Genomic DNA, 22,757 nt, shown 5'->3' with positions numbered 1-22,757 from the left:
TCAGGCCCCTGCCTTGCTGAGGACTGTGGGCGGTTCCGCGTCTTCGTGGAATTCGAGCTGGCGGCGCCGGTTGGGGATGAGGCCTTCCGGTCGGAAGCGCATCAGCAGCACGAGTGCGACGCCGAAGGCGAAGAGCTGGTAGTCGCCGAGGAACTGGAGCTTGGCGGGGATGAGGTAGAGCAGGGCGGCGCCGACGAGGGGGCCGCTGATGGTGCCCATGCCGCCGAGGACCACGGCTGCCAGGAGGAACGCGGAGTTGGGCGGGACCACGTGGGCGAACTGGTACTGCTCGGGGGTCACGGTGTAGGTGACGTGGGCCTGGACGGTGCCGGCGAGTCCGGCGAGGGTGGCGCCGAGGGCGAAGGCGATGAGTTTGACGCGGAAGCCGTTGATGCCCATGGCTTCGGCGGCGGTCTCGTCCTCGCGGATGGCGACCCAGGCGCGGCCGATGCGGGAGTCGGCGCTGCGGCGGAAGACCACGACGACGATGAGGGTGATCAGCAGCATCAGCAGGAAGTAGTTGGAGAACCGGCCGATGGTGACGCCGAGCATGTTGTGTTCGGCGCCGAAGTCGAAGCCGAGGATGTTGAGGTTGGGTACGGAGGAGATGCCGTTGGAGCCGTTGGTGATGTCGGGTCCGGAGGTGCCGTCGGTGTTGAGGACGGTGATGCGGAAGATCTCTCCGAAGCCGAGGGTGACGATGGCGAGGTAGTCGCCGCGCAGCCGCAGGGTGGGGGCGCCGATGATGACGCCGAAGACCATGGCGACCGCGGCGCCGAGGAGGGCGGAGAGCCAGAACGGCAGGTGGAGGTCGAACGGCGAGGAGGGGGAGCCGGAGACCATGGCCGCGGTGTAGGCGCCGACGCCGAGGAAGGCGACGTATCCGAGGTCGAGGAGGCCGGCGAGGCCGACGACGATGTTCAGGCCCAGGGCGACGGTGGCGAAGATGAGGATGTAGACGCCGATGGTGGCGTACCGGTCGTCGGACTGGGTGAAGGGGAAGGCGGCCGCCGCGACGAACGCGCCGATCATCGTCACGTTGCGGTGTTTGGCGGTGATCGCGGAGATGCGGCCCAGGAGTCCGGCCTTGGCGCCGGCGGCGAAGCCGAAGCCCGCGGTGATGAGGAATCCGATGAAGAGTTCGTCGTATTCGGTGCCGATGCCGTAGGTGAAGACGGTCAGGCCGATGGCGAGGGCCGCGACGATGACGAGGATCTCGGCGTAGGCGGGCAGGGCGCGGGCCGGGGCCTTGACGGGTCCGGTGGCGACGGAGGCCCGCAGGATGCTGAGGTTGTGCCGGGTGTTGTGCCGGACGTGTTCCCAGGCGGTGTCGTCGGGGTCGACGGGGTCGGGCGCGGGCCGCTCGAAGGGGAGGGCGAGGGCGCCCAGGAGGGCGGTGAGGGTGGCCGCGGCCGCCACGTAGCCGCCGGGTTCGAGGTTGACGACGCCGCCGAGCTTGGTGCTGATGGCGATGACGGTGTACCAGGCGGTGACGAAGGCGCCGAGCGCGGCGAGCTTGATGGCGCTGTCGGCGCCGGCCGGGATGAGCCAGCGCAGGCCCTTGATGCCGTAGGAGGCGAGGCCGAAGAGGGCGGTGAGGGCGCCGCCGATGAGGACGAGGACCTGGAGGCCGCCCGGGTAGCCGTAGACGGTGAGGTCGCCGGGGAACTCGTTGGTCCAGGTCCAGGCGAGGAAGGTGGAGAGGATGGTGAGGACGCCGCCGCCGGTGGCGAGGGCACGTCCGATGTGCGGCGGGATGCCGACCAGGCCGGTGGGGGTGCCGGTGGTGGGGGTCCCGGCGCTTTCGGGTGCGGTGGTCTGTGTGGTCATCGGTGTCACGCCCTGTCCGCGACGCGCTCGCCGAGCAGGCCCTGTGGCCTGAACAGCAGTACGAGGATGAGGAGTACGAAGGCCCAGACGTCGGCCCAGGACTGGCTGCCGAACTTGTCCATGCCGGGGATGTCGGCGATGTAGGCGGTGGACAAGGATTCGGCGATGCCGAGGACGAGGCCGCCGAGCATGGCTCCGTAGATGTTGCCGATGCCGCCGAGGACGGCCGCGGTGAAGGCCTTGAGGCCGAGGATGAAGCCCATGCGGAAGTCGATCTGGCCGTACTTGAGGCCGTAGGCGACTCCGCCGACCGCGGCGAAGATGGCGCCGAGGGCGAAGGCGACCACGATGATGCGGTCGGTGTTGACGCCCATGAGCTTGGCCGTGTCGGGGTCCTGGGCGGTGGCCTGCATGCCGCGTCCGGTGCGGGTCTTCATGACGAAGTAGCCGAGGATCGCCATGCTGATGGGGGCGGCGAGGAGCAGGAAGATGTCACCGGTCTGGATGGTGACGCTGCCGATCTCGAAGGGTCCGCCCTCGATCTGCGGGAACTTGAGCGGGGAGTCGGCCTCGGGGTACCAGGCCCAGACGGCCTGCTGGAGGGCGAGGGAGAGGCCGATGGCGGTGATCAGGGGGGCCAGTCGGGGGGCGCCCCGCAAGGGGCGGTAGGCGAATCGTTCCGCTCCCACGGCGACGGTGGTGGAGACGAGCATGGCGCCGATCAGCATCAGGGGCAGCGCGATGGCCATGGAGGTGCCGTCGGGCAGGATGTAGAGATAGACCGTGATGGCGCCGAACGCCCCGGTCATGAAGATCTCGCCGTGGGCGAAGTTGATGAGCTGGACAATGCCGTAGACCATTGTGTAGCCGATGGCGACCAGCCCGTACATGGATCCCAGTAGCAGGCCGTTGACCAGCTGCTGCGGCAGTTCGTTCACCGCATGTCCTCCGAGACTTCGGATGTCGAGTGGATGGGGCCGTATGTGAGTCCGCGCGGGGCGCCTGTAATGCGGCGCCCCGCGCGGCTCAAGGGGGTGGTGCGGTGGGTCAGCCGGTGTAGGTGCCGGACTTGACGGCCTTCCACTCGCCGTTCTCGACGGCGTAGACCGTGAGCTGCTTGTTGGTCGTGTCGCCGAACTCGTCGAAGGCGACCTTGCCGGTGACGCCGTCGAAGCTGACGTTCTGGACGGCGGCGGTGACCTTGGCGCGCGCGTCGTCCGGCAGCTTGCCGTCGTTGTCCTCGACGACCTTCTTCACGGCCTCGATGATCGACCAGGTGGCGTCGTAGGAGTAACCGCCGTAGGCCGCGAAGTCCTCCTTGTAGCCCGCCGCCTTGTAGTCGGCGACGAACTTCTTGGCGGAGTCCAGCTCCTCCAGCGGGGCGCCCACGGAGGTGGCGAGGTCGCCGTCGCTGTCGTTGCCGGCCAGCTCGATGAAGGTCGGGTCGAAGATGCCGTCGCCGCCGACCAGCGGGACCTTGACGCCCGCGGCCTTGATCTGCTTGCTGAGCGGGCCGGCCTGCGGGTACTCGCCGCCGTAGTAGACGACGTCGGCACCGGACTTCTTCACCTTGGTGGCGACCGCGGAGAAGTCCTTGGTGTCGGGGTTGATGTGCTCGGTGCCGACGATCTTGCCGCCGAGCTTCTTGAACTCGTCGGTGAAGGTGGCGGCGAGACCGGCGCCGTAGGTCTTCTTGTCGTCGATGACGAAGACCTTGGTCTTCTTGCTGTCGTTGTAGACGTACTGCGCGGCGAACGGACCCTGGATGGCGTCCGTGGTCGAGGTGCGGAAGTACGACTTGTAGGTGCGGACCTTGTTGGTCTGCCAGTCGGCGCCCTGGGTGAGGCCGGGGCCGGTGTTGGCCGGGGAGACCTGGACCATCTTGGCGTCTTCGAAGACCTTCTGCATGGACTCGGCGACCGAGGAGTTCAGCGGACCGACAGCGCCGATGACGTTTTTGTCGGCGACGAACGTGGCGGCGTTCTGCTGGCCGGAGGAGGGCTGCGCCTGGTCGTCGAGCGCCTTTATCTCGAAGGTGACGCCGTCGACGTAGTTGTCCTTGTTGGCCGTCTTGGCGGCGAGGTCGGCGGAGTTCTTGATGCCGAGACCGAGCGCGGAGAGGTCACCGGTCAGCGGGGCGTCCACACCGATGATGACCTTGGTGCCGCCGCCGGAGTCCGAGCCGCCGTCGTCGTCGCGCGAGCCACAGGCGGTGAGGGTGAGTGCTCCTGCCGCCAGCGCGGCGGTGATGGCGATGAGCGAACGTTGACGCACGATCAGTCCTTTCCCTGGCGCGGCCCTTCCCTCTGGAAGCGGCCGAGTCGAGCGCTGGGCCGAAGTGACAATCCGACGGCGCGGTGACTGGGCGTGACTCTAGGCGTGTGAGGGGAACGTGGAGGAGTACCTGGCGAATGCTGTGACGCTCTTGTTATGACACGACGTAATGCAGAGCGGTACTGAGTGGGTAGATCTGCAGGATTCCGTACGGTTCGCCCTGTCCGCATTCTGAGAAGTTGCAGGCCCGGTAGACGTTGTTCAGGCGTCTCAGGGGTTTTGGTAGTGACAACTATTTGGTGCCGCAGGCTACCCGCAGGGCGTGTGAGAGATCCCGTGCGTAACGTGAGCCCAGGATGAAACTGTGCATCTGTATTGCGCGTGTATTACGTAGAGTTACGTCCAGAAAAGGCAGTCCGGCGTTCCCGGGTATTTTTCCGCAATCCGTCGCCCGCAGGGTGATCGTGACCTTGCGGGATGATCCCGCCCCGGTCCGGAAGGGCGGTCGCGGGGAGGCGGTCACGGTGAGCCCGGCATAGGGCTGACTGATCGCGGTCACGGTGACGGGCGGGCCGGACAGCACGCTCAGTGCCACGTCGAAGCGGAAACCGGCGGCCTCGGCGGGGCCGCGGGAGGCCGTCCTGCTCAGGTACCGGATGTCGACGACCTGGGAGGGGTACGGCGGGGCGGCGGCAGGGGGCGGCTGCGGCCGGGTGGCGTACAGGTAGCCGCCGCCCGCGAGGAGGGCGGCCGCTGTCCCGGCCGCGACAGCGGCGCGGCGGTGCCGGCCGAGTAGGCGTCCGAGTGGCGCCGGCCGTCCGCGCGATGGCGTGAACTCCGGTGCAGGGCACGGCTCTTGTACGTGGGTTCCCTCGCCCGGCTCGACCGGGCCGACGCCGCTCACTGCCACGGCCCGTTGCTCGGGCCGCCGTTGCGGTACCAGCGCACGCAACCCTCGTGGGCGCGGCGGTCGATCAGCGCGTCGGCCGCCCGCTCACCGCGGCGCGCCTTCTCGGCCCGCGCGGCGTCCACGACGTCCCGCAGGACTTCGTACTGTCCGTTCGACAGCCCCATCGACTGGTAGTCGCCGTAGGTGTCGCCGTCCAGGACCTCCCGTGACCAGTGGGCGACGAGCCGGGTGCACAGCTCCTCGGGCGGTGTGGTCCGCGGGGACGGCGAGGTGCCCGCGGGGCCGTCCGCCGGCGTCCGCGAGCCCGTGTCCGCGCATCCGGTGATCGCGCCGGCGGCCAGGAGTGCCGTCAGGAGTGCCATCAGGACTGCCGGCCGGAGTGCCTGCCGGAGTGCCGACCCCGCCCTGCGGATCCGTCCCATCGTCATGGCCCGACGCTAGGCGCGCCGGGCCCTGTTGGGCCAGAGCGGCGGCCGGAGCGGCGGGGCAGGGGACCTTGGCTCAGGCGGTGGTGCCACCGTCGAAGCGCTCCGCGTCACTGCGCGTGACATCCCGCAGCAGACAGGTCAGCCGGGCCGTGCACACGCGCTTGCCGTGCTCGTCGGTGATCACGATCTCGTACGTCGCGGTGGAGCGGCCCCGGTGCACCGGCGTGGCGACGCCCGTGACCAGGCCCGAGCGTGCCCCGCGGTGATGCGTGCAGTTCAGGTCCACGCCCACGGCTATCTTCGAGGACCCTCCGTGCAGCATCGACCCCACGGAGCCCAGCGTCTCCGCCAGCACCGCGGACGCACCGCCGTGCAGCAGGCCGTACGGCTGGGTGTTCCCCTCCACGGGCATCGTGCCGACCACCCGGTCCGCCGACGCCTCCAGGATCTGCACGCCCATCCGCGTCCCCAGGTGCCCCGCCGAGAAGAGCGCCGGCAGATCCACCCCGAGCGCGGCGTACTCGTCGATGACCTCCTGCGGGAACTTCACCTGCTGCTGCTCGCCCATGGGTGGCACTCCGTTCGTCGTCGGTACTGAGCAAACGCTCAGTCGGCCGCCGATTGTTCCAGACGCACCACGACGGACTTGCTGGCCGGGGTGTTGCTGGTGTCCGCCGTGGCATCCAGCGGCACCAGCACATTGGTCTCGGGGTAGTACGCCGCCGCACACCCCCGGGCCGTCGGATAGAGCACCACCCGGAACCCGGGAGCGCGCCGTTCGACCCCGTCCCGCCACTCGCCGACGAGATCGACGTACGCCCCGTCCGCCACGCCGAGCGCGCGGGCGTCCTCGGGGTTCACCAGCACCACCCGCCGCCCGTTCCTGATCCCCCGATAACGGTCGTCGAGCCCGTAGATCGTGGTGTTGTACTGGTCGTGCGACCGCAGCGTCTGCAGCAGCAGCCGCCCCTCGGGCAGCTCCGGATACTCCACCGGCGCCGCGGTGAAGTTGGCCTTGCCGGTCGCCGTCGGGAACCGCCGCTCGTCGCGCGGCGCGTGCGGCAGGGCGAACCCGCCAGGACGCGCCACGCGCGCGTTGAAGTCCTGGAACCCCGGGATCACCCGCGCGATCCGGTCCCGGATCGTGGCGTAGTCCTTCTCGAACTCCTCCCACGGCACCCGGCTGTCCGGCCCGAGCACCCGCCGCGCCAGCCTGCAGACGATCGCCGGCTCCGACAGCAGCCGTGGGCTCGCCGGTTCCAGCCGCCCGCGCGAGGCGTGCACCATGCCCATGGAGTCCTCGACGGTCACGAACTGCTCGCCGCTGCCCTGCAGATCACGCTCGGTACGCCCCAGCGTCGGCAGGATCAGCGCCCGCGCACCGGTGACCGCGTGCGAACGGTTCAGCTTCGTCGACACGTGCACCGTCAGCCGCGCCCGCCGCATCGCCGCCTCGGTCGCCGCCGTGTCGGGCGAGGCGGAGACGAAGTTGCCGCCCATCGCGAAGAAGACCTTCGCCCTGTCGTCCCGCATCGCGCGGATGGCCTGGACGACGTCATAGCCGTGCTCCCGCGGCGGCGCGAACCCGAACTCCCTCTCCAGCGCGTCCAGGAAGGCCGGCGCGGGCCGCTCGAAGATGCCCATGGTGCGGTCGCCCTGCACATTGGAGTGCCCGCGCACCGGGCACACGCCCGCGCCCGGGCGCCCGATGTTGCCGCGCAGCAGAAGGAAGTTGACCACCTCGCGGATGGTCGGCACGGCGTGCTTGTGCTGGGTCAGGCCCATCGCCCAGCAGACGATCGTCCGCTCGGAGGCGAGGACCATGCCCAGGGCCCGCTCGATCTCCTCCCGGGACAAACCGGTCGCGGTGAGCGTCTCGTCCCAGTCGGCGTCCCGCGCGGCGGCCGCGAAGTCCTCGTAACCGTGCGTGTGCGCGCGGACGAACTCCTCGTCGACGGCGCCCTCGGTCTCCAGGATCAGCTTGTTCAGCAGCCGGAACAGCGCCTGGTCGCCGCCGATGCGGATCTGGAGGAACAGATCGGTGAGGGCGGCGCCCTTGAACATGCCCTGCGGGGTCTGCGGGTTCTTGAACCGCTCCAGGCCGGCCTCGGGCAGCGGGTTGACGCTGATCACCTTGGCGCCGTTCGCCTTGGCCTTCTCCAGCGCGGAGAGCATCCGGGGATGGTTCGTGCCGGGATTCTGCCCGGCCACGATGATCAGGTCGGCGCGGTAGAGGTCCTCCAGCAGGACGCTGCCCTTGCCGATGCCGATGGTCTCGATCAGCGCGGAGCCCGACGACTCGTGGCACATGTTCGAGCAGTCCGGCAGGTTGTTGGTGCCGAACTCGCGGGCGAAGAGCTGATAGAGGAACGCCGCCTCGTTGCTGGTCCGCCCGGAGGTGTAGAAGAGGGCCTCGTCCGGGGAGGCGAGCGCCGTCAGCTCCTCGGCGACGATGTCGAAGGCGCGCTCCCAGGTGACCGGCTCGTAGTGGCTGCCGCCCTCGGGGAGGTACATGGGGTGGGTCAGCCGCCCTTGCTGGCCCAGCCAGTAGCCGCTGCGGGTCGCCAGGTCCGCGACGGAGTGCGCGGCGAAGAATTCCGGGGTCACCCGGCGCAGGGTGGCCTCCTCGGCGACCGCCTTCGCGCCGTTCTCGCAGAACTCCGCGGTGTGCCGGTGCTCCGGCTCCGGCCAGGCGCAGCCGGGGCAGTCGAAGCCGTCCTTCTGGTTGACCCGCAGCAAGGTCAGCGCGGTCCGCTTGACGCCCATCTGCTGCTGGGCCATGCGCAGGGTGTGCCCGATGGCGGGCAGCCCCGCCGCGGCGTGCTGCGGCTCGGCGACCTGCGGCGCGTCCTGAACCGGATCACCCTTGGGCGGCTTCGTCGCCATCGCACGCTCTCCTTATGACTGCGTGTGTGAGGTACGTCTCCGATCCTCGCACGTGTCAGTGACAACGCCCGTTCCCGGGTTCGCCGCCGGTCGCGAGCAATGGTTGCGGGAACCGCCCGGCCCCCGCCGATCCGGCCGTGGGCTCCGACTGTCAGTGCGGCGTGGCAGGATCGGGGACGTGGCAGAGACAGCATCGAAGAAGACCGAAACGAACCCCGGCGGCAGCCGTCCGCGGCTGATGCTCATGGACGGGCATTCCCTGGCCTACCGCGCGTTCTTCGCGCTGCCCGCGGAGAACTTCACCACCGCGACGGGCCAGCCGACGAACGCCATCTACGGCTTCGCGTCGATGCTGGCGAACACGCTGCGCGACGAGGCGCCCACGCACTTCGCGGTCGCCTTCGACGTGTCCCGCAAGACATGGCGCTCGGAGGAGTTCACCGAGTACAAGGCGAACCGCTCCAAGACCCCCGACGAGTTCAAGGGCCAGGTCGAGCTGATCGGCGAGCTGCTGGACGCGATGCACGTCTCGCGCTTCGCGGTCGACGGCTTCGAGGCCGACGACGTGATCGCCACCCTCGCCACCCAGGCCGAGGCCGCGGGCTTCGAGGTGCTGATCGTCACCGGCGACCGGGACTCCTTCCAGCTGGTCAGCGAGCACACGACCGTGCTGTACCCGACCAAGGGCGTCTCCGAGCTGACCCGGTTCACCCCGGAGAAGGTCTTCGAGAAGTACGGGTTGACGCCCGCGCAGTACCCCGACTTCGCGGCCCTGCGCGGCGACCCGTCCGACAACCTGCCGGGTATCCCGGGCGTCGGGGAGAAGACCGCCGCGAAGTGGATCAACCAGTTCGGCTCGTTCGCGGAGCTGGTCGAGCGGGTCGACGAGGTCAAGGGCAAGGCGGGCCAGAACCTCCGCGACCACCTGGAGGCGGTCAAGCTCAACCGCCGGCTGACCGAGATGGTGTGCACGGTCGAGCTGCCGAAGACGGTCGCCGACCTGGAGCGCACGGCGTACGACCGCAAGGCCGTCGCGATGATCCTCGACACCCTGGAGATCCGTAACCCCTCCCTGCGGGAGCGGCTGCTGGCGGTCGACCCGGGCGCCGAGGCGGCCGAGGAGACCCCGGTCGTCGCGGACGGCGTGGAGCTGGACGGCAAGGTGCTCGGCACCGGCGAGCTGGCCCCGTGGCTGGCCGAGCACGGCACCGCGCCCCTCGGTGTCGCCACCGTCGACACCTGGGCGCTCGGTGCCGGCTCGGTGGCCGAGGTCGCGCTGGCCACGGCCGGCGGTCCGGCGGCCTGGTTCGACCCGTCCCAGCTGGACGAGGCCGACGAGAGCGCGTTCGTGGCCTGGCTGGCCGACGCCGCCCGTCCCAAGGTCCTGCACAACGCCAAGGGCGTGATGCGTGTCTTCGCCGAGCACGGCTGGAGCGTGGACGGCGTGACCATGGACACCGCCCTCGCCGCCTACCTGGTCAAGCCGGGGCGGCGCTCCTTCGACCTGGACGCGCTGTCCCTGGAGTACCTGCACCGCGAGCTGGCCCCCGCCGCCGCGGCCGACGGCCAGCTCGCCTTCGGCGCGGACGACGGCGCCGAGGCCGAGGCGCTCATGATCCAGGCCCGCGCGGTCCTCGACCTGGGCGGCGCCTTCGAGGGGCGGCTCCAGGAGGTCGGCGCCGCCGATCTGCTGCGCGACATGGAGCTGCCCACCTCCGCGCTGCTGGCCCGGATGGAGCGGCACGGCATCGCCGCGGACCGGGCCCACCTGGAAGCGATGGAACAGATGTTCGCGGGCGCCGTGCAGCAGGCGGTGAAGGAGGCGCACGCGGCGGCCGGGCACGAGTTCAACCTCGGCTCGCCCAAGCAGCTCCAGGAGGTCCTCTTCGGCGAGCTGGGCCTGCCCAAGACGAAGAAGACCAAGACCGGCTACACCACCGACGCCGACGCCCTGGCCTGGCTCGCCTCGCAGACGGACAACGAACTCCCGGTGATCATGCTCCGCCACCGTGAGCAGGCGAAGCTGCGGGTCACCGTCGAGGGCCTGATCAAGACGATCGCGGCGGACGGCCGGATCCACACCACCTTCAACCAGACGGTCGCCGCGACCGGCCGGCTCTCCTCGACGGACCCCAACCTCCAGAACATCCCGGTCCGCACCGACGAGGGCCGCGCGATCCGCCGGGGCTTCGTGGTCGGCGAGGGCTTCGAGTCCCTGATGACGGCCGACTACAGCCAGATCGAGCTGCGGGTGATGGCCCACCTGTCCGCCGACGAGGGCCTGATCGAGGCGTTCACCTCGGGGGAGGACCTGCACACCACGGCCGCCTCCCAGGTCTTCGCCGTCGAGCCCGGCGCGGTGGACGCCGAGATGCGCCGCAAGATCAAGGCGATGTCCTACGGCCTGGCGTACGGCCTGTCGGCCTTCGGTCTCTCCCAGCAGCTGAACATCGAGGCGGGCGAGGCCCGTGCCCTGATGGACGCCTACTTCGAGCGCTTCGGCGGTGTACGGGACTACCTGCGCCGAGCCGTCGACGAGGCGAGGGCGACGGGCTACACGGCGACCCTCTTCGGCCGCCGCCGCTACCTCCCCGACCTCAACAGCGACAACCGCCAGCGCCGCGAGGCGGCCGAGCGCATGGCCCTCAACGCCCCCATCCAGGGCACGGCGGCCGACATCGTCAAGATCGCCATGCTCAAGGTCGACGAGGCGCTGCGCGAGGCCGACCTGAAGTCCCGCATGCTGCTGCAGGTCCACGACGAAATCGTCCTGGAGATCGCCCCCGGCGAGCGGGACCGGGCGGAGGCCCTGGTCCGCGAGCAGATGTCCAACGCGGTCCGCCTGGACGTCCCCCTGGGCGTCTCGGTAGGCGCGGGCCAGGACTGGGAATCAGCAGCACATTAGAGCGAGCGCCCCGAAGGGGCGCGGGGAACTGCGACAAGCCACAGACAACCCGCGCCCCGAAACAAACAGCAACCAGGCAGACGCGAGGCAACATCACCCAGGTGGCCCCCGCAGAAACGCCACGCCCCAACCCAGACGGTCAGGATGCGGGCATGGGCATACGCACACCCCTGCTCCACCGCCGGACGGCCAACGCGCCGACGGCCAGCACCCCGCGCATCCCCACCGGCTTCACGGCAACGCTGCTCCTGTGGGCGGAGCTCATCGCGCTCGTCCGCCTCCCCCGGTACCGGCCCCGACCGGCACCGGGGCCGGGCGCCACACCCTGACCGCGACGGCGTACACCAGCACCCCGACCACCAGTCCCGCGCCCGCCCCGAAGCACACCGTCGGAATCAGCTCCCAGGGCTTCGCGCGGGACCCCAAGTACGACCACCAGCGCACCGCCCGCTGCACCGCGCACACCACCCCGCAGCCGGCCAGCAGCGCCCCGGCGAGCCACCGGTCCCGCGAGGACAGCACCGGCACCCCGGCCTGCAGGACCCCGGCCGGAATCCGCCGCAGCGCCACCGCCAGGAACCCCACGACGACGGCCGCCGCCACCGCCGAACCGCCGTACTGGAGATACCAGTACAGAGGGGACCCCGCGAACTCCGCGCCGAGGACCGGGAACAGCCGCATCCCCCAGCGGTCGAGGTGCGTGAACGCGTCCCAGACGACATGGGTGAGCGCGCCGAGGACCGCGGAGACGTACCACCACCCCACCAGCTCCGGCCGCACGCGCGCGCGGGCCGCACCGCAGCGCAGCAGTGCGGCCACCCGGCCCTGCCGGGCCGGCGGCAGCAGGGCCACCAGTGGCTCACGGATGAACAGCCACAGCCCCACCAGCGCCCAGGAGATGGCCACATCCACCGTGAACACGCCCGCGAAGGAGTGCGTCACGTCGCCGAACTCCATCGCGCCGGGCACCGCGCCGCCCGCGTAGTAGGTCAGGTCGGGCCCGAACGACCCCGCCACCAGGACGGCCGGGACCAGTCGTCCCCGGCCCGTTCCGTCGGTGCGCACGGCGGGCAGCACGGCCGCCGCATGGCTGAGGGTGAACGGCACCGATGCTCCTCGCTGCGGGACATGATCGACCCGCCCAGTATCACGCATGGCCAACTGGTGAATACGGGACGCGAACGGGTGCCCGTGACGCGGAAGTTGTCGTAGGGTCACTTGGGCCGGTGCGCGGGGAGCGCGGCCGATCTACGGACAAAAACGGACGGATGCTCGGGGGCGGACCACCGAACGGCCCCGCCAGCGCAACCCCCAGGGCGGGTCGTTCGTCACAACAGGGCGACGGGACAGACAGAGACGGGCGCTCGGCGTCCGCAGGAGGGGTTCACTCTATGTCGGCGCAATTCGGCAGGAGGCTGTACAAAGGTGCGGCCACCGCCGCCGTGGCCGCATTGGCGGTCGCGGCGCTGTCCGGCTCCCAGGCTCCGGGTGTGACGGTCGACGAACAGGGGAGACGGACCACGTCCGACACCCAGCCGACCCCCGACGCGGCCGGTGGGAGCGCGACCGGCAACTCGCCGTACTACACCGACCTGCCGCCCCTGGACAGCCCCGAGCCGTCGCCCAGCGCGGGCGGCGGGGGGACGGGCTCCACGGACTCCGAGTCCGGGATACCCGCGACCGTCCTGGCCGCCTACCAGCAGGCCGCCGCCTCGCTGCGGGAGGCCAAGCCGGGCTGCAACCTGCCCTGGGAGCTGCTCGCCGCCATCGGGCACGTCGAGTCGGGCCACGCCCGCGGCGGCCGGGTGAACGCCAACGGCACGACCACCTCCCCGATCCTCGGCCCGCAGCTCAACGGCATCGGCTTCGCGAACATCAGCGACACCGACGACGGCGCCTACGACGGGGACAGCTCCTACGACCGTGCCGTGGGGCCGATGCAGTTCATCCCGTCGACCTGGGAGTGGGCGGGCCGCGACGGCAACGGCGACGGCAAGAAGGACCCCAACAACATCCACGACGCCGCGCTCGCCGCGGGCCACTACCTGTGCCGCTTCGGCTGGGACCTGTCCGACGGGGCCGACCTGAAGAGCGCGATCCTCAGCTACAACAACTCCACGGACTACCTGAACACCGTCCTGGCGTGGCTGGAGCACTACCGCAAGGGCGTCGACGCGATCCCCGACGGCACCGGCACCGTGCCCGAGGACCGCAGCGACGGCCACGCCGGGGCCCAGGGGCAGCCGTCGCCCCCGGCCTCGCGACCGCCGAGCACGCCGCCCACGACGCCCCCGCGGACGACTCCGCCGCCGTCCACGCCGCCGTCGACACCCCCGCCCACGAACCCGCCCACGAACCCGCCCACCACGCCGCCCACCACGCCTCCGGGGACCCCCACCGACACGGTGCACCACCTGGAGGACGCCGGTACCGCCGAGCTGACCGCGATGGCGGGCGACGCCTTCGGCGAGAAGATCAGCACCCGGGCCGAGACCTCGGCCGGCAAGGGCGTCGGCAAGGTGCGGATCCGCTTCACCATCGTCGGCGACACCGACGCCGTCTTCACCGGCGGCGAGAAGTACGCCACCGCCCTCACCGACAGCAGCGGTACAGCCACGGCGCCCGCGCTCCGGGCGGGCGAGGAGACCGGCGAGTTCACCGTCCGGACGACCGTCGTGGGCCGCTCGGTCGCCGGGCTCGACTACACGGCCACGGTCACCGAACGCGCCGCCGACACCCTGGCCCGTACCGCCGAGACCGCGCTGACCTGCGCCCCGGGCGGCGAGTTCGCTAGCCAGGTGGAGGTGAAGGCCACCTACAAGGGAGCCGTCGCGGACGGGGTCGCGGCCACCGCCACCCTGATCACGTCGGCGGACGACCCGACGGCGAACGACAAGGGCCCCTACTTCAAGGACGCCGCCGGAAACCCCGTCCGCTCCCTGACCGGCCTCAAGACGGACGCCGACGGCCTGCTGAAGCTGCCGAAGCTGTACGCCGACGACACCGCCGGCACCTTCCTGCTCCGCATCAGCACCGCCGGCGGCGCCACGCTGACGGTCGAACTCACCGTGGCGGCGGCCGAGTCGGCGTCGCCCACCCCGTCCGCGAGCCCCAGCTCCAGCCCCACCTCCAGTCCCACCTCCAGCTCCAGCCCCAGCTCCAGCCCCAGCGCGTAAGGACAACCCCAGGCGGCGCCCCTCCGGAGCGGAGGGGCGCCGTCGTCGTGTGCGACGTGTTCTCATCTCGCCCGCCGGTTGCTACGGTGCCGGACCTGACGATGTATCAGCTCCGGCCCGTCGGGAGGCACCGTGCGCGCCCTGATCGCCGCCGCGACCGGCCTCGCCGTCGCACTCGCCCTGGTGTTCACGCTCACCGCGCTGGGCGCACCGGCCGGCGAGACCTCCCCGAAGCCGCTGCTGACGACGGTGCCCGCACACCCGTAACCGCCCGGGAGGGAGGCCGAGATGCGCCGCAAGGCCAGTCTGCTGCTGCTCGCCTTCGCCGTGTTCTTCACCGCGCTGTCCCCGATGCTGCGCTGGTACGCCTTCCCGCGCCTGGCCAAGGTCCCCCCGAACCAGTACCAGGACATGGTCCTGGAGGCGAAGGGCGCCACCCTCCTCGACTACGGGACCCTGAAGGCGAGGAAGGTCTCCAAGGTCACCATCGTGCAGACCCTCAAGGGCAACGTGGAGGCCTCCGAGCGGATCGAGCGGACGGCGGGCCGGGACGTTGTCGTCTGGGAGGGCCTCTCCTACGTCCAGGGCCCCGACGGCGAGATGGTCTCCCGGATCCCCGAGCGCTACATCTTCGACGCCCACACCCAGGAACCCGTCCACGCCCCCGGCGAGATGGTCGACGGCGACCCCGTGCGCCGCGAGGGCATCGAGTTCAAGTGGCCCTTCCTGACGGAGAAGCGGTCCTACGAGTACTTCGACGCCCAGACCCGCACCTCCGCGCCCATCCACTACCGGGGCACCGAGGACTTCCGCGGCGTCGAGGTCTACTACTTCGAGCAGACCGTCCCGTGGACGGAGGTGCCGTACCCCAAGAAGATGCCCGTGGACGGCATCACCCCCGAGACCCTCGCCGGCACCGGCACCACCCGCTGGTACACCACCGTCCGCAAGTTCTGGGTCGAACCCCTCACCGGCGCCCCCGTCTACGGCGAGGAGCTCCACAAGGAGGAGCTGCGCGGCGGCACCCTCCTCGGCGACCGCGACAAGGTCACGGCGTTCGCCGGCCACGTGAAGATGCGCGAGGACTACATCGAGCACACCGTCGACCTGGTGAAGTCCAACCGCACCCTGATCCTGCTGCTCACCTCCTACCTCCCGTGGGGCTTCCTGGCCCTCGGCGTCCTCCTGCTCTCCCTCTCCCTCTACCTGGAGGTCCGAGGCCGCCGCCCCGAGGACCCGGCCCCCACCGGCGCCACCGAGCCGCAACCCGCCAACGCCTGAACCCGGCACCCGAGTTGTGCGGTCCCACCGCCAACGCCCTGCTTGTCCTTCAGCTCCCGCCCGCCTGACGCCGGGCCCGGGCCGCCGTGTGCCGGGTCGGCTCGGCGGTCGCGGGATCCTCCGGCCACGGATGCTTCGGATACCGCCCCCGCAGCTCCGCCCGCACTCCCTTGTATCCGTCCTTCCAGAAGGACGCGAGGTCGGCCGTGACCGCCGCGGGGCGCCCCGCGGGGGACAGCAGGTGCACCAGCACCGGCACCCCCGCCACCGACGGCGACTCGTGCAGGCCGAACATCTCCTGGAGCTTCACGGCGAGAACGGGCTGTTCGGGGTTCGTGTAGTCGATCCGGATGCTGGACCCACTCGGCACGGTGAGACGCTCGGGCGCCAGCTCCTCCAGGCGCGCCGCCGCACCCGAGGCCCACGGCAGCAGTCGGTTCAGACCCTCCCCGGCACTGATCCGTCCGAGATCGCTCCGCCGCCTCGCACGGCTCAGCTCCGGCTCCAGCCACTCCGCCACGCGCGCGTGGAGCGCATCGTCGGAGACATCGGGCCACGGGTCCCCTACGTGCGTCCGCAAGAACGCCAGCCGCTGCCGCAGCACGACCGCCTCCGCCGACCACCGCAACAGGCCCAGCCCCTCCTGCCGCAGCCCCTCCAGCAGGGCATCGCGTACGAGGGAGGCGTCGGCGTTCCTGAGCGGGCGCACCGTCAGCTCGATCGCGCCCAGCCGCTCCACCCGGCGCGCCACGACGTCCCCGTCCGCCCAGTGGACCTCCTCGCCCTCCGAATACAGGGGAGCGGCCGCCTGCCGGGCCGTCTCCTCGTCCACCACGGCGGCCAGCTGCACGCGCGCGTGCCCCTTGCCCACCGGACGGTCCGCCACGGCGACCGCGAGCCAGGGCGCCCCGCGCAGCGGCGAGCCCTCCCGCAGCTCCGCCCGGGTCCCGGAGGCCATGAGGACCGAACCGCCCTCGACCCTGCCCACCCGCTCGGGAAACGCCAGTGCGGCCACCGCTCCGGCCAGCGCGTCGTCGCCTTCCCCGGCGACCGCCGCCCCGCCGGCGCTCCGCAGCCGCCGTACCTCCGCCCGCCACCGCCCGGCGTAGGCGTCACCGCCGCGCCGAGCGGCACGCAGAGCCGCCGCCAGGTCGTCGCCGTACTCCCGTGGCGGCTCCTCGGACAGCAGCGCCACCACCTCGGCCCCGGCGCCGGAGGTGTCCAGCAGCGCCCGCCCCAGCCGAGGGTGCAGGCCCAGCCCCGCCAGCCGTGCTCCGCGTTCCGTGGCCCGCCCGTCGGCGTCCACCGCCCCGATCGCCGACAGCACCGAGCGCGCCGCCGCCATGGCCCCCGCCGGGGGAGGGTCCAGCAGGGCGAGGCCGGCCGCCGACGGGTCTCCCCAGCACGCCGCCTGGAGCGCGAACGCCGTCAGGTCCGCCACCTTGATCTCGGGGGAGGGGAAGCGCGGCAGCCGCGTGTCCTCCGCCTCCGTCCAGCAGCGGTACACCGCGCCCGGCGCCTCCCGCCCGGCCCGGCCCGCCCGCTGCCGTCCCGCCGCCTGCGAGGCCCGTACCGTCGTCAGCGCGCTCAGCCCGCGCGCGTGGTCGACGCGCGGCTCCCGCGCGAGACCGGAGTCCACCACCACCCGGACCCCGGGAACCGTCAGCGAGGACTCGGCGACGGAGGTCGCCAGCACCACCCGGCGCCGGTCGCCGCCCGCCGACAGCACCGCGTCCTGCACCGCCGCCGGGGCGCGGCCGTGCACCTGGAGCACCTCCGCCCCGCCCAGGTCCCCCAGCTGTCCGGCCACCCGCGCGATCTCGCCGACGCCGGGCAGGAAGCAGAGCACGTCCCCGTCCCGCTCGGCCAGCGCCCGCCGCACCACCGCCGCCACATGCGCCAGCAGCGCCGGATCGACGCGCATGCCGTGCGGCGGCCGTACGGGACGCGCCGGCGGCGCCCACACCACCTCCACCGGGTACGAGACGCCCTCGGCCTCGATCACCGGGGCGCCGCCCAGCAGCCGGGCCCAGCCGTCGGCGCCCGTCGTCGCCGACGCGGCCACCAGCCGAAGCTCCGGCCGCAGCGCCTGCCGTACGTCCCACAGGAAGGCCGCCGTCGTGTCCGCGTCCAGATGCCGCTCGTGGCACTCGTCCAGGACCACGACGTCCACGCCCGCTAGCTCCGGGTCGCGCTGGACGCGCTGCAGCAGCACCCCCGTCGTGACGACCTCCACGCGTGCGTGCCGCCCGACGACCCGCTCCCCGCGCACGGTGTACCCGACGCTCTCGCCGGCCTTCTCGCCCAGCAGCCACGCCATCCGCCGGGCGGCGGCGCGGGCGGCGATCCGGCGCGGCTCCGCGACCACGACCCGGCGCGCCGGGCCCTCGCCGAGCAGCCCGGCCAGCGCCAGCGGGACCAGGGTCGTCTTGCCGGTACCGGGCGGGGCCACCAGCACCGCGGTGCCGTGTACCTCCAGGGCGCCGGTCAGACCGGGCAGGGCACTGCGGACGGGAAGGGCGTCCAGGGCGTCGTAACGGATCACACGCTCAGTCTCTCCCCCAGCCTCCGGCCGGGGGCGCCCCCATCTCGCTTCGCTCGCAGACGAAGATCGCCGTCCCCGGGATCAGGTTGCCGCGCAGCGGGGACCAGCCGCCCCACTCCGCGGTGTTCCAGGCCGGCCACTCCGGCTCGACGAGGTCCACCAGGCGGAGGTCCGCGGCGACCACGTCGCGCACCCGGTCGCCGATCGTCCGGTGGTGCTCCACGTACACCGCCCGGCCCTCGTCGTCCTGCTCGACGTAGGGCGTGCGGTCGAAGTACGAGGCGGAGACCGACAGGCCCTCCGGGCCCGGCTCGTCCGGGAACGCCCAGCGGAAGGGGTGGGTGACCGAGAAGACGAACCGGCCGCCCGGCCGCAGCACCCGGCGCACCTCGCGCAGCACCAGCACCGGGTCGGCGACGAAGGGCAGCGCCCCGTACGCCGAGCACGCCAGGTCGAAGGTGCCGTCGGCGAAGGGGAGCGCGCCCGCGTCGGCGCAGACCAGGGGGAAGGAGCCGCCGATCCGCAGCGCGTGCTGGAGCTGGCGGTGGGAGAGGTCCAGGGCGACCGGGCGGGCGCCCTGCGCGGCCAGCCAGCGCGAGCACTGCGCCGCGCCGGCGCCGATCTCCAGGACGTCCTTGCCCTTCAGCTCCTCCGGCGGGCCGAGCAGCTCGGCCTCCACCTCGTCCAGGCCCTCCGGCCCCCAGACGAAGCGGTCGTCGCCGAGGAAGGTGCCGTGCTCGATCTGGTAGTCGTCGGCGTTGCGGTCCCACCAGCCCCGGTTGGCCCGGGAGCTCTCCGTGACCCCGGCGGCACGCCGAGTGGCCTCCGCCTCGGCCTCGGATCCGGGCGCGGCCTCGTTCGATACGGGCTCTTGGATGATCGGCTCCCTCGTCGTACTCTTCCGTCCAACCCGTCGCGGAGGCCGTCACGAATGGGGCGCCATCCGGCGCGCGTGGCCTCCTGAGACAGGTTTTGTGCCGGGTATGCGGCGATCCGCCCCGGGTGTGCGCCTTCGCGCATTGACCCTGCCCGGCTGCCCCCGTATGCTACAAGTTGCGCTGCGGGCCTGCGCTCCTCAGACGTAGCAGGCTGCGCTCGCATCTGTTGTATGTCCCCTCGGTTGTCGAGGCGCCATCACCAGTCGGTTGGTGAGGCGCTTCCTTGGCTGTCCGGCTTCTTCAGAGCGAAACGGGCTCCCGGCGTAAGCAGTACCTACGACTCACCGTCCGTACCGGAGCCCTTTCCCACATGACGAGCAGCACCGAGACCACCTCTACCACTCCGCAGGTAGCGGTCAACGACATCGGTAACGAGGAAGCCTTCCTCGCCGCGATCGACGAGACGATCAAGTACTTCAACGACGGCGACATCGTCGACGGCGTCATCGTGAAGGTCGACCGGGACGAGGTCCTGCTCGACATCGGTTACAAGACCGAAGGTGTCATCCCGAGCCGCGAGCTCTCGATCAAGCACGACGTCGACCCCAATGAGGTCGTCGCCGTCGGTGACGAGATCGAAGCCCTTGTTCTCCAGAAGGAGGACAAGGAAGGCCGCCTGATCCTCTCGAAGAAGCGCGCCCAGTACGAGCGCGCCTGGGGCACCATCGAGAAGATCAAGGAAGAGGACGGCATCGTCACCGGTACCGTCATCGAGGTCGTCAAGGGTGGTCTCATCCTCGACATCGGCCTCCGTGGCTTCCTGCCGGCTTCCCTCGTCGAGATGCGCCGTGTCCGCGACCTCCAGCCCTACGTGGGCAAGGAGCTCGAGGCCAAGATCATCGAGCTGGACAAGAACCGCAACAACGTGGTCCTGTCCCGCCGTGCCTGGCTGGAGCAGACCCAGTCCGAGGTCCGCCAGACGTTCCTCACGACCCTGCAGAAGGGTCAGGTCCGTTCCGGCGTCGTCTCCTCGATCGTCAACTTCGGTGCCTTCGTGGACCTGGGTGGCGTCGACGGCCTGGTGCACGTCTCGGAGCTCTCCTGGAAGCACATCGACCACCCCTCCGAGGTTGTCGAGGTCGGCCAGGAAGTCACCGTCGAGGTCCTCGACGTGGACATGGACCGCGAGCGTGTCTCCCTGTCGCTGAAGGCGACCCAGGAAGACCCGTGGCAGCAGTTCGCCCGCACCCACCAGATCGGCCAGGTCGTGCCCGGCAAGGTCACGAAGCTGGTTCCGTTCGGTGCGTTCGTCCGCGTGGACGAGGGCATCGAGGGTCTGGTCCACATCTCCGAGCTGGCCGAGCGCCACGTGGAGATCCCGGAGCAGGTCGTCCAGGTCAACGACGAGATCTTCGTCAAGGTCATCGACATCGACCTCGAGCGTCGCCGCATCAGCCTCTCGCTGAAGCAGGCCAACGAGGCCTTCGGTGCCGACCCGGCCTCGGTCGAGTTCGACCCGACGCTGTACGGCATGGCCGCGTCGTACGACGACCAGGGCAACTACATCTACCCCGAGGGCTTCGACCCCGAGACCAACGACTGGCTCGAGGGCTACGAGACCCAGCGCGAGGCCTGGGAGCACCAGTACGCCGAGGCGCAGACCCGCTTCGAGCAGCACCAGCAGCAGGTCATCAAGTCCCGCGAAGCCGACGCCGCTGCCGCGGCCGAGGGCGGCGACACGGCGGGTGCGGCTCCGGCCGCGTCCGGCGGTGGTGGTGGCTCGTACTCCTCCGAGGGCCCGGACAACTCCGGTGCGCTGGCCTCGGACGAGGCGCTGGCCGCGCTTCGCGAGAAGCTCGCCGGTGGCCAGAGCTGAGCTGACGCTCACTGAGCAGTAGCTCGTGACTGAGGGACCGTACCTTTCGGGGTGCGGTCCCTCGGTGTTTCGGCTGCGGTGCCTTGTCTGCGGGCCGGTGGGGGGCTTGTCTTCATGATCGGGGGAATGCCGCCGCCGCCCTCCGCGTTGTTCCGTGTGAACACGAGGAGGAGCGGTCACTGTGCTTGATCCGCAGGGTTTGTACGCATGGGAGCCGAAGGGCCTGGCCGTCGTCGACATGGCGCTGGCGCAGGAGTCGGCGGGCCTTGTCATGCTCTACCACTTCGACGGATACATCGACGCGGGCGAGACCGGCGACCAGATCGTCGACCGGCTGCTCGACTCGCTGCCCCACCAACTCGTGGCCCGGTTCGACCACGACCGGCTCGTGGACTACCGCGCCCGCCGCCCGCTGCTGACGTTCAAGCGCGACCGCTGGAGCGACTACGAAGTGCCGGCCATCGAGGTACGGCTCGTCCAGGACGCCACCGGAGCACCCTTCCTGCTGCTGTCGGGCCCCGAGCCGGACGTGGAGTGGGAGCGCTTCGCCGCCGCCGTGCAGCAGGTCGTGGAGCGGCTCGGTGTCCGGCTGTCCGTCAACTTCCACGGCATCCCCATGGGCGTCCCGCACACCCGCCCGGTCGGCCTCACCCCGCACGGCAACCGCACCGACCTCGTCCCGGGCCACCGCAGCCCCTTCGACGAGGCGCAGGTGCCGGGCAGCGCCGAGTCGCTGCTGGAGTACCGCCTGATGGAGGCGGGCCACGAGGTCCTCGGCGTCGCCGCGCACGTCCCGCACTACATCGCGCGCTCCCCGTACCCGGACGCGGCGCTGACCGTCCTGGAGTCCATCACGGCCGCGACCGGCCTGGTCCTGCCGGGCATCGCGCACGCCCTGCGCACCGAGGCGCACCGCACCCAGACCGAGATCGACCGCCAGATCCAGGAGGGCGACGAGGAACTGGTGGCCCTGGTCCAAGGTCTTGAACATCAGTACGACGCGGCGGCGGGCGCCGAGACGCGGGGCAACATGCTCGCCGAGCCCGTGGACATCCCCTCGGCGGACGAGATCGGCCTGGAGTTCGAACGCTTCCTGGCGGAGCGCGAAGGCGACGGCTGACCCCGACGCCCAGGGCCTAAGCTCTGGACATGTTGAAAGTTGGCCTGACCGGCGGTATCGGTGCCGGCAAGAGCGAGGTGTCGCGGCTGCTCGTCGCGTGCGGCGCCGTACTGATCGACGCGGACCGCATCGCCCGGGAGGTCGTGGCCCCGGGCACGCCCGGGCTGGCCGCGGTCGTGGCCGCGTTCGGCGAGGACGTGCTGGCCGAGGACGGCAGCCTGGACCGCCCCAGGCTGGGCTCCATCGTCTTCGCCGACCCCGACCGGCTCGCCGTACTGAACTCGATCGTGCACCCCCTGGTCGGCGCCCGCTCCCGCGAGCTGGAGCAGGCCGCCGCCGCAGACGCGGTCGTCGTCCATGACGTCCCGCTGCTGACGGAGAACGGCCTGGCGCCGCTGTACGACCTCGTGGTAGTCGTCGACGCCGCCCCCGAGACCCAGCTCGACCGGCTCGTCCGGCTGCGCGGGATGACCGAGGAGGACGCCCGCGCCCGGATGGCCGCCCAGGCGACGCGGGAGAAGCGCCGCGAGATCGCGGACATCGTCATCGACAACGACGTACCGCTGGAGGAGCTGCGGCAGCGGGTGCGGGAGGTCTGGGCCGAGCTGGAGCGCCGGGCGCACGCGTCCCGGGCGGCTCAGGAATAGC

At 71.2% G+C, this 22,757-nt stretch carries 17 protein-coding genes; 7 read left to right on the top strand and 10 right to left on the bottom strand.

What is annotated here, in order from left to right:
- From ACWD1Z_RS25305 to ACWD1Z_RS25275, 7 genes are all read right to left on the bottom strand, one after another.
- The gene (locus tag ACWD1Z_RS25305) at positions 1–1,830 is read right to left on the bottom strand and encodes a branched-chain amino acid ABC transporter permease (protein ID WP_451121865.1); all 1,830 of its coding nucleotides are present in this window, start codon (positions 1,828–1,830) and stop codon (positions 1–3) included.
- Positions 1,831–1,835: 5 nt separating this feature from the next.
- Positions 1,836–2,768, bottom strand: coding sequence for a branched-chain amino acid ABC transporter permease (locus ACWD1Z_RS25300; RefSeq protein WP_451121864.1), 933 nt, complete (start codon positions 2,766–2,768; stop codon positions 1,836–1,838).
- A 109-nt stretch (positions 2,769–2,877) separates the two neighbouring features.
- Positions 2,878–4,104, bottom strand: a complete 1,227-nt coding sequence (locus ACWD1Z_RS25295; RefSeq protein ID WP_451121863.1) for a branched-chain amino acid ABC transporter substrate-binding protein — start codon at positions 4,102–4,104, stop codon at positions 2,878–2,880.
- Positions 4,105–4,396: 292 nt separating this feature from the next.
- Positions 4,397–5,008 (bottom strand): Tat pathway signal sequence domain protein, encoded by a 612-nt coding sequence (locus ACWD1Z_RS25290; RefSeq protein WP_451121939.1) that lies wholly within the window; start codon positions 5,006–5,008, stop codon positions 4,397–4,399.
- Positions 5,005–5,442: a hypothetical protein gene (locus ACWD1Z_RS25285; protein WP_451121862.1), complete on the bottom strand. Its 438-nt coding sequence runs from the start codon at positions 5,440–5,442 to the stop codon at positions 5,005–5,007. The genes ACWD1Z_RS25290 and ACWD1Z_RS25285 overlap by 4 nt, the downstream gene beginning before the upstream one ends.
- Before the next feature lie 73 nt (positions 5,443–5,515).
- Positions 5,516–6,010 carry a PaaI family thioesterase gene (locus ACWD1Z_RS25280; protein ID WP_451121861.1) on the bottom strand — a complete coding sequence of 165 codons (495 nt, stop codon included), beginning with the start codon at positions 6,008–6,010 and terminating at the stop codon, positions 5,516–5,518.
- 38 nt (positions 6,011–6,048) lie between these two features.
- Positions 6,049–8,328: an FdhF/YdeP family oxidoreductase gene (locus ACWD1Z_RS25275; RefSeq protein WP_451121860.1), complete on the bottom strand. Its 2,280-nt coding sequence runs from the start codon at positions 8,326–8,328 to the stop codon at positions 6,049–6,051.
- A gap of 178 nt (positions 8,329–8,506) precedes the next feature.
- Between ACWD1Z_RS25275 and polA the strand changes: the two genes are divergently transcribed.
- Entirely contained in the window at positions 8,507–11,233 is a 2,727-nt protein-coding gene (gene polA, locus ACWD1Z_RS25270) for a DNA polymerase I (RefSeq protein ID WP_451121859.1), read from the top strand.
- A gap of 261 nt (positions 11,234–11,494) precedes the next feature.
- Here polA and ACWD1Z_RS25265 read toward each other — a convergent pair whose 3' ends face one another.
- Positions 11,495–12,340, bottom strand: coding sequence for a DUF4184 family protein (locus ACWD1Z_RS25265; protein ID WP_451121858.1), 846 nt, complete (start codon positions 12,338–12,340; stop codon positions 11,495–11,497).
- 284 nt (positions 12,341–12,624) lie between these two features.
- On the opposite strand from ACWD1Z_RS25265, the gene ACWD1Z_RS25260 reads away from it, so the two are divergent.
- From ACWD1Z_RS25260 to ACWD1Z_RS25250, 3 genes are all read left to right on the top strand, one after another.
- Positions 12,625–14,409, top strand: coding sequence for a lytic transglycosylase domain-containing protein (locus tag ACWD1Z_RS25260; protein ID WP_451121857.1), 1,785 nt, complete (start codon positions 12,625–12,627; stop codon positions 14,407–14,409).
- A gap of 132 nt (positions 14,410–14,541) precedes the next feature.
- Positions 14,542–14,676, top strand: coding sequence for an SPW_0924 family protein (locus ACWD1Z_RS25255; RefSeq protein WP_451121856.1), 135 nt, complete (start codon positions 14,542–14,544; stop codon positions 14,674–14,676).
- Positions 14,677–14,697: 21 nt separating this feature from the next.
- Entirely contained in the window at positions 14,698–15,690 is a 993-nt protein-coding gene (locus ACWD1Z_RS25250) for a DUF3068 domain-containing protein (RefSeq protein ID WP_451121855.1), read from the top strand.
- Positions 15,691–15,739: 49 nt separating this feature from the next.
- On the opposite strand, the gene hrpB is transcribed toward ACWD1Z_RS25250, so the two are convergent.
- Complete coding sequence (gene hrpB / locus ACWD1Z_RS25245; protein ID WP_451121854.1) at positions 15,740–18,235, bottom strand: ATP-dependent helicase HrpB; 2,496 nt, start codon at positions 18,233–18,235, stop codon at positions 15,740–15,742.
- A 4-nt stretch (positions 18,236–18,239) separates the two neighbouring features.
- Positions 18,240–19,115: a class I SAM-dependent methyltransferase gene (locus ACWD1Z_RS25240; RefSeq protein ID WP_451121938.1), complete on the bottom strand. Its 876-nt coding sequence runs from the start codon at positions 19,113–19,115 to the stop codon at positions 18,240–18,242.
- A gap of 368 nt (positions 19,116–19,483) precedes the next feature.
- Between ACWD1Z_RS25240 and rpsA the strand changes: the two genes are divergently transcribed.
- From rpsA to coaE, 3 genes are all read left to right on the top strand, one after another.
- Positions 19,484–20,989 carry a 30S ribosomal protein S1 gene (gene rpsA, locus ACWD1Z_RS25235; protein ID WP_250070474.1) on the top strand — a complete coding sequence of 502 codons (1,506 nt, stop codon included), beginning with the start codon at positions 19,484–19,486 and terminating at the stop codon, positions 20,987–20,989.
- A 181-nt stretch (positions 20,990–21,170) separates the two neighbouring features.
- Positions 21,171–22,109 carry a PAC2 family protein gene (locus tag ACWD1Z_RS25230; RefSeq protein WP_389418652.1) on the top strand — a complete coding sequence of 313 codons (939 nt, stop codon included), beginning with the start codon at positions 21,171–21,173 and terminating at the stop codon, positions 22,107–22,109.
- Positions 22,110–22,138: 29 nt separating this feature from the next.
- Positions 22,139–22,756, top strand: a complete 618-nt coding sequence (coaE, locus tag ACWD1Z_RS25225; protein WP_451121853.1) for a dephospho-CoA kinase — start codon at positions 22,139–22,141, stop codon at positions 22,754–22,756.
- Position 22,757 lies beyond the last annotated feature (1 nt).

Source organism: Streptomyces sp. NPDC002784, assembly GCF_053592135.1.
The sequence above is the reverse complement of the archived record's forward strand: the minus strand, read 5'-3'. Positions and strand labels throughout refer to the sequence as shown.